The following is a 13,526-nucleotide window of genomic DNA, read 5'->3' as shown; positions in this document are numbered from 1 at the left end:
CTGACTATACTCAGTTTTTAACTGAGGGGGTCAAATGAACTCACTATCTGCGCCATATCAACATTTTTTATCTAATCCAATAGCAAAGCCGCCTTGTCGTATGCACAATGCAAATATGTATGGTTTTTTTGCTGAAATAGAATCTAATAAAGCACAAAAGTATATTGATTCAACGTTAAACATAGGGGAGGAGGGTAATATTTATTTTAAAATACTTGGCGAGTTTTCACTTATTACATTTACAGATATTGAAAAAATAGCCTCGATGACCCCGCCATTCGATCAGCATGGTTGGATGCAAGAAACAGATATTATCATTTGGTTGCCTGTCGCTAAGGATGAAGATATAACCTACTTATATTGGTATCCAGCGTTTATCTGTGTTAACAACATTTATGCACTTATTAATGGTCGCGAAACATGGGGCTATAATAAGTATTTGTGTGACTACACCATGCCCAGCTGTGTATCGGAGCTATCGAATTTTTCAATATCTTTAGAATGCTTTGAACATTTCTCCCCTGAATCAAAGCTACAAATGCATGAGCTATTTTCAATTACTATAAATTCTAAACACCAAGATAGCGATTTCTTATCTATTATTGATAACTTTGGCGATCAAGTAGCAAATTTGTTTTCTCGCAAACATTTAGATATTGATTTTTCATTATTAAAGCAGTTATTGAGTGGCTTTGTTAATCCACAAATGGATCAAATTTTGTTAAAACAATTTCCTGATGGCAGTGGCGATTCAGCGGTATACCAGAGCGTAATGCACTCACCTTCAATGATTAAAAAAATACATAGCTTTAAATTTTTGAAACCTGAGTTTACTTTGCATCTTAATAAATTAGATAGTTTTCCACTTGCCGATATGTTTGGTCTAAAGTTAGGTAGTCAAGCGCTGCACTTACCTTTTTATGTGCAAATGGATTTCGACCAGTTAGCCGCAACTAAAATTTAAATTGCTTAGAAGGATTTACCATGAACCAAGAAAAAATCGTGATAATTGGTGGCGGTGTATCGGCTATGACTGCTGCACTGTATTTAACTGAGCAACCTGACTGGCAACAGCATCGAACTATCACAGTATACCAACAAGGCTGGCGTTTGGGTGGTAAAGGAGCAAGTGGTCGAAATGCGGCTAGCGGGCAGCGTATTGAAGAGCATGGCTTACATGTTTGGTTTGGTGCTTATGTAAATAGCTTTAAAACAATAGAAACGGTTTACACTAAATTACAACGGCCAGCCGATTCACCTTTATCTACATGGCAGCAAGCATTAAAACCGCATAGCTTTATAGCCTTAGAAGAATATATTGATGACCAATGGCAAACATGGCCAATTGATTTCCCATTACTTGCAGGGAATCCTGCTGATGGAAGTTTAGATATAACGCCATGGGATTTTATTAAAATGACCCTAGCTTGGCTAAAAAAGTGGATATTTGATTTACAGTCAGCAGCAAAAAAAGCTAATAAAAATATACAATTAAGTACAAAAAAAACACGAGATCAATCTTTATTACGGCACTTGCACCAACAAATAACAGATTTGGTTGATGATACCGAAGATGCTTGGCGAGATTTTGCTGATGATATAAAACAATATTCGAGTGAAGTTGCTTCTACTCCAAGCTTATTAATAAATACATTAAATAAGTTTGCCCACGCCGACAATACATTAAACCCCCAAGCCTATGAGAAAAAAGATGGCCTTGTTATTTGGTATATAGTTAGAAAGCTAAAGCGCTGGCTTAATAGCGAAATGATTGAGTTGTTAGACAATAATGCGCAGCTTAGACGGTTATATATTTGCGCAGACCTTGCTATCGCAATGCTAGTTGGTTTGGTAAAAGACAAAGTATATCGAGAAGGGTTTGAGGTTATAAATAAATTTGATTTTAGGCAATGGCTTATAAGAAATGGAGCAAATGAGCAATACAGTGCTAATTCGGCGCCTATACGAGGGTTTTATGATTTGGTGTTTGCGTACCCTGCGGGTGACCTAAGTAAGCCCAATGTTGAGGCTGGTGTCGCATCACTGGCTATGTTACGCATCGCGCTGTGTTACCGCGGAGGGGTCATGTGGAAAATGCAAGCGGGGATGGGCGATGTCATCTTTGCTCCCTTGTACGAATTACTAAAAAAAAGAGGGGTTAAGTTTGAGTATTTTCATCAATTGCAAAACCTGACTCCCAGCCTAAGTGAGCAAGGAGAGAGTTTTGTCGAGACCGTTGAACTTCAGCAACAAGTTTCTTTGCTCGCAGACGCAGAGTATCAACCACTGGTTAATGTTAAAAAACTACCTTGTTGGCCAAATGAACCACTTTATGCGCAAATTAATAGTGAACAAGCCGCACTATTAAAGCAGCATGATATTAATTTAGAATCTTTTTGGTCAGACTGGCCGTCTCAATACGAAAACCATTTTGGGCAGTCTCTGCCAATAAAAAAATTAAACTATAAAGAAGATTTTGACAGAATTGTGTTGGGTGTATCTGTGGCGTCACTTGAGCACGTATGCCCTTCATTATTAGCGTGGGATACAAAATTTGCAGCACAAGCAAAGCAAGTCAAAACGGTGGCAACTCAAGCTGCTCAACTATGGCTTAATAAAACAGACGAGCAATTAGGCTGGCAATATATTCCAAAGAGTAAAGAAGGCCCAATTCTAAGTGGCTTTAGCGAACCATTTGATACGTGGGCGGCAATGATGAATTTAGTCGACAAAGAGCAATGGCCTACTGATTGTCCTCCTGAAAACATTGCTTATTTTTGCAGTGTTTTTCCTTGTGAGTACTATCCACCAAAAAGTGAACATCAATTTCCTCTACAGGCTAAATCGCAAGTAAAGGTAAATCTAGAAGCAATACTAGAAAAAAACATGCAGTCCTTATGGCCGCTTGCATATCAAAATAATGAGTTCGACTGGTCTGTATTATATGAAATATCGTCATCAGGGGATGAACGATTAAATGCTCAATACTGGCGAGTAAACGTTGATCCAAGTGAGCGTTATGTTTTGTCAGTTGCTGGTTCAAGTAAGTATCGACTGGCGACAGATGAAACAAAATTTACAAACCTTTTTATTACCGGAGACTGGATTAAAACGGGTGTTAATGTCGGTTGTGTTGAAGCGGCTGTTATGGCAGGTATGCAAACAGCCAGAGCAATGGTGGGTTACCCACAACATATTAGTGGCGAAAATGCATTTGCAGTTATCAAAAATTAAAATACTCTTCCAGCACAGCTTTAATCGGTTGATTAGTATATAGTTAAACATGTTGTTTACATTTATTTAGCGCAAAGGTCACGTGAAATGAAAAATAAAGGCAAGCTTCTCAATAAAAATATATGGTTGGTATGCTTACCAGGCTTTTTACTGCCACTGCAGGCGAAAGTAGTGGTAGAGGGTGCAAATGATGACCAACCGAACATGGAAATTATCGAGGTTTATGCGCAAAAAAGAGCGCAAAAAATTGAAGAAGTCGGCATTTCTGTAAGCACAATAAAAGGGGATGATCTCAAAGCGCAACAGGTTAAAGACTCAACAGAGTTATCTGTATTTGCCCCAAATTTAAAAATTAGTCAAAACGCAGCGGAAGGCACACCACCAGCAGTTAATATTCGTGGCGTAGGGTTAGTTGATTATAACACCGCTAATACATCGCCGGTGGCGATGTATGTGGATGATATAGCCGTGGGCTCTGCCAGTAACCAAATTGTAAACTTATTTGATATCGAGCAAATTGATATTTTGCGTGGCCCTCAAGGAACTTTATTTGGTCGTAACTCTACTGGCGGGGCTATTTTAATCCGCTCTAAACGCCCTGAGTTTGAACAAAGTGGTTATTTAAGTACTGGTATTGCTAATAACAACGCGACCAGTGTAGATGCTATGTTTAATTCAGCTATTGGAGACAACACAGCCGTTCGTGTTGCGCTAAACCATCAAAATTATGATTATTCTACAAACAATATTTTTGCTGATTCACCAACAGCGGGCATGCGGCAAACAAATGGTCGAGTATCTTTTTTAGCTGACTTTGACACTGTGCAGTTGTTGATAAAAGGGCATATTTCCGATTGGGATGGCATAGTTCAGCCTGTTGGCAGTATTGGGGTTATTGCAAACCCATTAACAGGAGAGCGATGCTCGCCAGCACAAGCAGGTTCAACCACCTGTTTTGATAACTTTGGATTTAATGATGGCAGTGATGATTTTTATACAGTAAGCGTTAATAATCATTCGCCACATAAAACCGATGGTAAGGGGGTTAGTGCCCATGTTAATTGGCAATTGGATACACACAATGAGCTTATTTCACTAACTAGCTATAACAAGTTAAAGCGTGATCATGCCTTTAATTGTGATGGCTCTCCAGCACGGTTATGTGAAGGTAATTTAGGTTTAAATACTGATTTAGTAACGCAAGAGTTTCGGTTGCAATCTCAGCTCGCAGAGCATTTTCTTACAACGGGAATTTATTATGCTGATGAGTCTATTATTCAAGACAATGTAAATGATATTTTACGAGATTATCGAGGCATTTTAGCGACAGATTTAACCGCTACTTTTTTCTATGATAATAGGATAAAAACAAAGAGCATTGCAGTGTTTACCCAACTTGACTATCAATTAAACCAAGATTGGCTAATTACCGCTGGGCTTCGTTATTCTTATGAGTCTTTAGATTACGACTCAACATCCCAGCTTAATATTATTTTAGACCCTAACAATTTAACCGGAGTTAAGGTGCCATTTTATCGTGTTCAGGGAGAGCAATCAGATAATGGCATTTCTGGTCAGTTGGCTGTGAACGTTAAGCTGGATGATGCAACCTATGCCTATTATCGATTTGCTAATGGCGCAAAAAGCGGAGGCTATAACGGTGGGTTTTTATCATCGGTTGAACAAGCACAGCTTGCTGATTATCAAAAAGAACGATTGAACTCACATGAAATTGGCTCAAAGTCTTGGTGGCCACAGTTGGGCATGCGATTTAATTGGGCTGCATTTTATTATGATTATAATGACCAACAGGTGTTTATGAATCAGCCTTCAGTATCTGATCAGAGCCCGCCTATTCAATTATTAGAAAATGTGGCAGATTCGACTATATATGGCCTAGAGGCTGATTTTGAGTATTGGCTGACCGATGATTTGAATGTTAAGTTTGCTATGGGTTATATACCCCATGCAGAGTTTGAAGAATATGTTGATCCTTTAGGTAACGCATTAACAGATAATCGTTTGCCGTTTACCTCAAAATGGAACCTCAGTGCAGGCATTGAATACACGCTTGAGTTGGCGAATCACCCACTAACAACGCAATTATTAGTTGATTATCAATCCGACTATTATTTTGATCAGAATCAAAACCCTTATGCTATGCAAGATGGCTATAGTATTTTTAACGCAAACATACATTATCAACATGATAACTGGGCGATTGCTATTTGGGGGAAAAACCTCTTTGGTACGCAATATAGTCACTTAAAATTTGATTTAAGCTCTTTCCTTGGCATGCTTGAAGATTTTAAAGGTGAAGGCAGGCGTTTTGGTTTAGATGTTAGTTATCAGTTTTAATTTTAGTCTTTAAATTAAGGTGCGAAGTATGCCAATGAAGGCAGTTCTAAAGCTATTTTTATATTGTGTATTTTTGTGCTTTAGCAATTTAGCGCCGGCAGATACACTCGCTCCTATTGTTTATACTTTAAAACAACAAGATACTGATTTGCTCGGTCAGGGTCATGTATTTCAGGTAACGAGTGGTACTTTTCCCCGTAACCACAGTGAAATAGAAATGTGGCTTGAAGATAAACAACCACAATCAAGAACATCGTTTTTTGGTGGTAGTTTTTGGTTTGTCATAGCACTTGAAAATAAAACAGACTTAGATGAACTGGTGCTCTATCCGTATAACACGTTACTTTCAAAAATCGAAACCCGGATTTATGATATATCGAACTTTGATGAACCAATAAAGCAGTATGTCACTGGGGGGCTTTACCCAAATGAGTTTGCATTTCACTATGGAAATAAAGTTAAGCTGGCGCCTAATCGTTCTTACGTATTAATTGCAAAATTTCAAAGTGAATATTTTTATACACCACCAAAATTAGTGCTTTCATCTTATGACGATTTTTTTGTAAGAAAAACCTCAGACAACATGATTATGTTGCTGTGCTTTGGGGTTGGTATTGCGTTAGGTTTATACAATTTTCTTATTTACTTGGGTGATAGAGATAAAACCCATTTGTACTACGCCATGTTCACAGCATGCTGGGTGTTGGCTTGGAGCCAGTTTTTTCATATACCGGATCAAATTTTTGGTTTTTACAATGCCCATTTTCATTGGTTAGGTTTTACTTTAATTCCCATCACAAATATTTTATTTTTTAACAGCTTACTTAAATTAAAAGACACGTCTCCTAAGTTATCTCGATTATCAATCTACTTAGGCATTGTTGCCACCGCAGGCGCACCTTTTGCAATGGTTTGGCCTGGTTTTGGCTTTATTTGGGCCACTTTAGTAACAGAGGCAACTTTATCTCTAGGTATGGTTGTTGGTATACGAAGCTGGATCAGTGGCTTTAAACCAGCTCGCTATTTTGTTCTCGCCTATTTGGCTATGGCCATTCCTAATATGGTTGGCAATTTAACTAATCTAGGACTTATTGAGCCAATAAAAATGGATCTCTATTTACTTGGACTTATTGGCACAGCGCTCGATGCGGTATTACTTGCTTTTGCTGTCGCAAATAAATTCAGTATTTTGCATCATCAGAATGTTGAACTGACTAAAAATTTGGAACACAAGGTCGAACTGCGTACCCAAGAGTTACAACAATTGGCGGAGGAGCTTCGTGATGCAAGTGAAGCTAAAAGTCGATTTTTAGCTAACATGAGCCATGAGATCCGCACCCCAATGACATCCATTATTGGTTATGCTGATGGGATAATTTTAGGTGATATACAGCCTCATGAAAGAAATCATGGGATCAGGGTGATTTTGCAAAACAGTCGTCATGTACTTGGGCTAATTAACGATATTTTGGATATGTCGAAAATTGAGGCTAACCGTTTAGAGATAGAATTAGTTGAAACGGATTTGTTTGCCACTATTGCTGAAATTGAATCATTACTAGGAAAGCAAATCCGCGATAAAGGCTTAAAATTCAAAGTTGATTATCAATTTCCATTACCAGATTGGATAGTCTCAGATCCAACTCGACTTAGGCAAATATTATTAAATTTAGCAACCAATGCACTTAAATTTACTACCCAGGGCTACATAATGCTGACGGTGAGTTGCAATCAAAAGCAACTAATAATTAAAGTTGAAGACACCGGTATTGGTATGACCGAAAGCGAGCAAAAAGACCTATTTACTCCCTTTCACCAAGCTGACTCGTCAATTTCTCGTAAATACGGTGGTACTGGACTTGGCTTAAATATATCAAAAAGCTTAGCAAATAAACTAAATGGCGATATTACTGTATTTTCTGTGGTAGGTAGGGGTAGCGAGTTTTGCTTTACTATGGAGTTAAATACAACTGAACATACACAATGGGTTAACGCATTTGACGATATACGTAAACCACAAACCAAAGAGCTATTTTTAAATAATAGTCAGCGAAATTTAGTGGGTAGAGTACTTGTGGCTGAAGACCATCCAGAAAATCGTCAGCTTATTAAGCGAATTTTAGAGCGGATGGGGTTAACCGTTGTCGCTGTTGAAAATGGTCGAGATGCAGCGCAAGCAGCGATGGATGAAAGCTTCGACTTAATTTTATTAGATATTCAAATGCCAATTATGGATGGTGAGCAAGCAATTAAGATTATACAAGCAACAGGGGTAACAACACCCATTGTGGCGCTCACTGCTAACACGATGAAGCATGAAATTGATCGCTATTTAAAACAAGGTTTTACTGATCATATTGCCAAACCTATAGATAGAAGCTGTTTTAGTAGTAAAATTGCAAGTTATCTTGATATTGATATATGCGAGAACATTAAGCTACCCGATGAGGAGTTTGCACTACTCAAGCAGGAATATATTAAAGGGTTAAATAAACAAAAAGACACGTTAGTGTCTCAATTTAAGCAGGGTGATATAACGGGTTTTGCACGCAGCGTGCATATGATCAAAGGAACGGCTGGAATGTTTGAATGCAAAGCTTTGTATAAACAGGCTGTTGATTTTGAAACAAACTTAAAGTCTTCACCTGACGCTTTCGACATACAACAAGTTGAGGCTCTACTCAATGCGATTGACGTTATTTTAACCGTTAAAAAAGCACCTTAAATTTTACATTTTATCGTTGAATAACCGCTATACGCTTTGTTATGAAGACAAGTAGGGTTATGCATGCTTAAATATATTCTCTTGTAGGAGGACGTATGCAGTATCAACATATTAAGGTGCCAGACAATGGCGACAATATTCACATTGATGATCAAGGACAGTGGCATATACCCGAACAACCTATTATTGCCTATATTGACGGTGATGGGGTTGGTTTAGATGTGATGCCAGTAATGCGTCAAGTAGTGGATGCTGCCATAGAGCATTGTTATGGCAAGGAACGTAAGATACATTGGATGCAGGTGTATAATGGTGAACAAGCGGCCAAGCTTTATGATGGTGACTGGTTCCCTCAAGAAACCATTAATGCGGTACGTGAATGCAAAATTGCTATAAAAGGGCCGCTAACCACACCTTTAGGCGGCGGGTTTCGCTCTCTTAATGTTGCGCTTCGCCATGAAATGGATTTATTTGTTAATATGCGCACTATAAAAGGCTTTAGTGCTTTACCCACGCCATTAAAAAACCCTTTTACCACTAATATTACTGTGTTGCGCGATAGCAGTGAAGACGTATATTCAGGAATTGAATGGCAGGCGGGGAGTGTTGAAAGTGAAAAAGTGCTCGATTTTTTGTGTGAAGAAATGGGCGTAACCCGTCTTCGTTTCGCTCAAGAGTGTGGTATAGGGATTAAAAATATATCTAAAGAAGGGTCAGAGCGATTAATACGCTTTGCCATTAATTATTCCCTTAAAAATGAGAGAGAGTCACTTACGTTAGTGCACAAAGGTAATGTTCTTAAATTTACCGATGGGGCGTTTAAACGCTGGGGCTTTGCGCTCGCAAAACAAGAATATAATGCCAAAGAACATGAAAATGGGCGTTGGCTTGAAATACATCGAACCAATTTACCCCCCTTGATTATTAAAGAAGTAATTGCCGATAATATGTTGCAGCAATGCTTGATGGATCCTGCGCAATTTGATGTGGTGGCTACCACAAATCAAAATGGTGACTTTTTAGCCGATATGCTCAGTGCACAGGTTGGGGGGGTAGGGATTATGCCTGCCGCCAATTTAAATACAGAGGTGGCTTTTTTTGAGCCGACCCATGGCACGTTCGAGCGAATAGCTGGTCAAGATAAGGCAAACCCAAGTAGTAGCTTATTAAGCGCGGTGCTAATGCTAAAATTTATGGGATGGGTTGAAGCGGCATGTTTAATCGAAAACGCCTTAGAAACTACATTTGCCAGTGGGCAGGTAACTTTTGATTTGGCTCATTCAAATCATAACTCGACAACCTTAAGCTGCAAACAATTTGCTAGTAAGGTTATCGAGCACTTTTAAACGACTGCATGTTAAGCTGCTGAAGCGTTAGTGGTTGCTTGACGATGAACACATGGACGCTCTGTTAGCTCTGCTGCTCTGTGATAAAGCTCATGTGCACTTGGCTCGTCACATACAGTGCCACTGAGCGTATCCATTAACGCAACTACAATAATGGCAGGTACTTGACAGCAGTATTCATCTAATACAGCTTCGGTTGTTTGTGCATCAACATGGCAATGAGGATGGCTTTTACGTTGATAGGCACTTAATAAAGTGTTTACGTCGAGAATATCGTTTTCTTGATGTTTATTTTTACGACATTTACAGCCGAATTCATCAACTAATGTGGCAAGTGACTGGTAAACGTGACCCGTCTCAAGCGGTGTATTTGGGCATAATTGTTGTTCAATGAAGTGATGTAAATTTGCATCAATGAATAACCCGTCTTGTTGTGTGAAGCTTGCTGATGTTTGCATAATTATTACTCTTAGTTTGTTGGCTTAACTTCACTGTAGCGCTAAGTGTAATATTAATGAAATTGTTGTTTTCAATAACTGATATTGATTTAATCAATATTTTAATGTTTTACCTATCAACCACTGTATTTGCGAACGCTAATAATTCACGTCTAAGCCATTGATGCGCCGGTGTATGGTGTAATAACGGGCTCCAAATCATTTTCACTTCTATGGGCACGACTTGAAATGGTACTGGGCTAATCACTAAATTAGTGTGACTGGTTAATAATTTTGCTTGACGACGCGGCAGCGTTGCTATGAGTTGCTCAGATTGACACAGTAAGCTGGCAATAATGTAATGGCGAGTAAATACGCGTATTTTACGAGTTTGTTCTAATTGCCACAAAGCTTCATCTACCCAGCCTAATTTTTGTTTTCCTGACTTATTGGTCACTGCGGGCTCAGGCCCCCAGCCTGCGCGGTTAACCCATATATGTTCGCTTTGTAGGTATTGATTTAAGTTAGCATCCGTTAAAAAATCATTATTTGGGTGGGTTAAACAACAATAATTATCTCGCCATACAGTCGCTTGATGAAAAGAGCGCGGCAGACCATTAAAACGATTTATTGCCAAATCGATAGTGCCTTTTTCCATATCTTGTAAATTTACATCACTGGGACTGAGCACATCAAAGTCAATGCCCGGGTTTTTAGCTAGTTGCTCGCAAATAAAGGGGGCAATTAGAGTCGATTCTAAATAATCGTTTGCCATAATACGAAATGTAACCTGTGCAGTTGCTGGGTTAAACTGCTCACTTGGCTGAGTGATCTCCTCTGCCATTTTAAGCAGCGCTTCAATTTCAGGTTTGAGTGACAGTGCTTTGGCTGTGGGAGTCATAGAGCCCGCAGCTCGTACCAGCAAAGGATCATCAAATAAATCTCTTAAACGTTTTAACGCATTACTCATCGCTGGTTGAGTTAAAGCAAGCTTATTAGCTGCTTTTGATACGCTTTTTTCATCTATTAATACATTTAAATAGACGAGTAAATTGAGGTCGACATTTCTTATATTCATATGATCAATTTTATTTATTTGCTGTATTAATTACCTAAATTAAAGTGTGCTTGCTAAGGTGTAAACCTCTAATAAAAAATAATCAGCATAATTGCTAAAAATAGAAGCGCCTAAATCATGCCAAGCACGCCATTAACCTCTCAACATAATTCGGTACAATCCGTGGTCGCCACTAAGTTAGCCCGAGCGATATTTGCAGGCTTTGAGGCTATGTTTGCACAATTTTTAAATATCACCTTAGGGGCACAAAGTCGTTTTGAACAACGCCAGTATCATGAGGTGCAAGCAGCAATGAGAGAGCGCTTACAAGTGTATGAGCGCTTAGTAAAGCAAGTAAGTGAAGCCGTTAGAGTGATTGCTTATGATGAATTGGATTGCCCTCAAACATGGCAGCGGGCAAAAAATATTTATGGTGAGATGGTAAAAGAGCATGAAAACCAACCCATTGCGCATACATTTTTTAATTCTACTTTTGGCGCTATTTGGGATGATAGAAAAATTCGCACAGTTCACTTATTTGTATTAAAAGCAAAATACCGAGGTCAGCCGCGTTCCTATGAAGGGCTTGTAAGTCGTATCTCCTTAAAAGAAGGGTTTGATCAGGCAATTAAAGCCTTATTAAATGAGCAAGTGTTTAGAGTCCCCTTTAAAGATTTAAGTAGTGATTTAACTAAGCTACAAGCACGTTAACGCAAGGTGCTCAGCAGCAATGTCGACAAGTATACGAATTAATAAACTTAAATGACGGTTATATTGAATACGCTAATTCGCATTTTTATCGTAATAAGGCGTGTTATGTCATAGGGCGATGTATTGCCAAAAATGGAGATAACATGCCCTTTGCAATTGCTATTTTAAATACCCCCGGTGGGCTTACAATTGATGCTGTAATGATGGGGGCTGATCAACTTAGTTTATTATTTGGCTTTGCACGTACCTATTTTATGGTAGATACCGACCAACCTGCTCGTTATGTTGACTACCTCAGTGTATTAATGCCTCACAAACAACGTTTTGAATTATTTAATGCGATTGGTTTTATTAAACATGCAAAAACCGAATTTTATCGTTATAAAGTAGATACGACTAAAAGTAGTCCCGCAGAATACACGTACCATCTAGCGCCAGGGACTCCGGGTATGGTGATGCTAGTTTTTACCATTGACGGCCTAGATTACGTATACAAGGTAATAAAAGATAAGTTTAGTGCCCCAAAAACAGCAACTAAACAACAAGTAAAAGATAAATATAACTTTGTAAAACAAGCTGACAGAGTAGGGCGATTAGTTGACACTCATGAGTTTAGATACCTTGCATTTGACTTAAGCCGTTTTAGTGATGAACTGCTAATAGAAATGAAAAAACACATTGGCGATAGCTTAGTCATTTCCGGCAAAGCCTTAATACTAAAGCATGTTTACGTTGAGCGAAAAATGACACCGCTCAACCTGTATATCAATCAATGTAATAGTAAATCACTTCAGCAAGTGATGCTTGATTATGGTAAAGCGATAAAAGAGCTTGCCAGTGCAAATATTTTTGCTGGTGACATGCTGATGAAAAACTTCGGCGTAACACGTTGGGGGCGAATAGTATTTTATGATTATGATGAAATTTGCCCTCTCACCGATTGCAATTTTAGAGACGTGCCAAATACACAAAACGCGTTAGAAGAATTAAGCTCACACAGCTATTTTGATATTGACCAAAATGATATATTTCCCAGTCAATTTAAAGTGTTTTTTAGTGCCAGTAACAGTGCGTTTAACCACTTTAATCATTACCATAGTGATTTATTTACGGCAAAGTACTGGCAAATGATCCAGCAAGGAATTGAGCAAGGTCAGCTTCCAGATGTATACCCTTATAAGCAAAGTTGGCGTTTTAATACTATGTCAGTAAATTAACGCTGAGTTGGTTTCTTCAGGCACAGTTAACACGATAAGGATTATAATGAAATTTACTATATTCGCTTGCTTAGTTTTATTGCCATACTCTGTATTTGCCAATCCCCTATTAGGTACGTGGGAGTTTGTTCAAGGAAAATACGCGGTAGAAGATGGGTTTGTCAGCGCTAAAGCTCCAGAGATAACTTCAATCAAATTAGTAACAGCAACACACTTTAGCTATATCACAGAAAAAAATGGCCAATTTAGTTATGCTGGTGGTGGCCAGTACCAATTAACCGATGGGCAATTTATTGAAACCTTTGAGTATGGCAATATTGCATCATTGATGGGTAAAACCATGGCTTTTGATTATAAAGTTGAAGGGAATTTGTGGCATCATTCTCTTACAGAAAATGGCCAGCTAGTTGAAGCCGAAGTGTGGCGAAAAATCAAATAAAC

The 13,526-nt window shown here is 38.6% G+C and carries 8 protein-coding genes and 1 pseudogene; 7 read left to right on the top strand and 2 right to left on the bottom strand.

The window, feature by feature from the left end; genetic code table 11:
- Window positions 1-34 precede the first annotated feature (34 nt).
- The 5 genes from CWB78_RS14255 to icd all read left to right on the top strand — a co-directional run bounded on the left by CWB78_RS14255 (window position 35) and on the right by icd (window position 9,663).
- The gene (locus CWB78_RS14255; RefSeq protein ID WP_138596162.1) at window positions 35-964 is read left to right on the top strand and encodes an acetoacetate decarboxylase family protein; all 930 of its coding nucleotides are present in this window, start codon (window positions 35-37) and stop codon (window positions 962-964) included.
- A gap of 20 nt (window positions 965-984) precedes the next feature.
- Window positions 985-3,234: an NAD(P)-binding protein gene (locus CWB78_RS14250; protein WP_138596160.1), complete on the top strand. Its 2,250-nt coding sequence runs from the start codon at window positions 985-987 to the stop codon at window positions 3,232-3,234.
- A gap of 87 nt (window positions 3,235-3,321) precedes the next feature.
- Window positions 3,322-5,592 (top strand): TonB-dependent receptor, encoded by a 2,271-nt coding sequence (locus CWB78_RS14245; RefSeq protein WP_138596158.1) that lies wholly within the window; start codon window positions 3,322-3,324, stop codon window positions 5,590-5,592.
- Between the two features lie 28 nt (window positions 5,593-5,620).
- On the top strand, window positions 5,621-8,317 hold the full coding sequence (locus CWB78_RS14240; protein ID WP_138596156.1) for a 7TM diverse intracellular signaling domain-containing protein: 2,697 nt from the start codon (window positions 5,621-5,623) through the stop codon (window positions 8,315-8,317).
- A 95-nt stretch (window positions 8,318-8,412) separates the two neighbouring features.
- Window positions 8,413-9,663, top strand: coding sequence for an NADP-dependent isocitrate dehydrogenase (gene icd / locus CWB78_RS14235; protein WP_138596154.1), 1,251 nt, complete (start codon window positions 8,413-8,415; stop codon window positions 9,661-9,663).
- 11 nt (window positions 9,664-9,674) lie between these two features.
- Here icd and CWB78_RS14230 read toward each other — a convergent pair whose 3' ends face one another.
- Both CWB78_RS14230 and CWB78_RS14225 read right to left on the bottom strand, forming a co-directional pair.
- Complete coding sequence (locus CWB78_RS14230; RefSeq protein WP_138596152.1) at window positions 9,675-10,121, bottom strand: hypothetical protein; 447 nt, start codon at window positions 10,119-10,121, stop codon at window positions 9,675-9,677.
- A gap of 109 nt (window positions 10,122-10,230) precedes the next feature.
- Complete coding sequence (locus CWB78_RS14225) at window positions 10,231-11,178, bottom strand: LysR family transcriptional regulator (RefSeq protein WP_138596150.1); 948 nt, start codon at window positions 11,176-11,178, stop codon at window positions 10,231-10,233.
- Between the two features lie 117 nt (window positions 11,179-11,295).
- Here CWB78_RS14225 and aceK point away from each other — a divergent pair.
- Window positions 11,296-13,085, top strand: a pseudogene (gene aceK, locus CWB78_RS14220) (bifunctional isocitrate dehydrogenase kinase/phosphatase).
- 46 nt (window positions 13,086-13,131) lie between these two features.
- Window positions 13,132-13,524 carry a hypothetical protein gene (locus tag CWB78_RS14215; protein ID WP_010390199.1) on the top strand — a complete coding sequence of 131 codons (393 nt, stop codon included), beginning with the start codon at window positions 13,132-13,134 and terminating at the stop codon, window positions 13,522-13,524.
- Window positions 13,525-13,526: the final 2 nt, after the last annotated feature.

It is taken from the genome of Pseudoalteromonas sp. S1612 (assembly GCF_005887175.1).
In the GTDB taxonomy this organism is placed as follows: Bacteria; Pseudomonadota; Gammaproteobacteria; order Enterobacterales; family Alteromonadaceae; genus Pseudoalteromonas; species Pseudoalteromonas undina.
The sequence above is the reverse complement of the archived record's forward strand: the minus strand, read 5'-3'. Positions and strand labels throughout refer to the sequence as shown.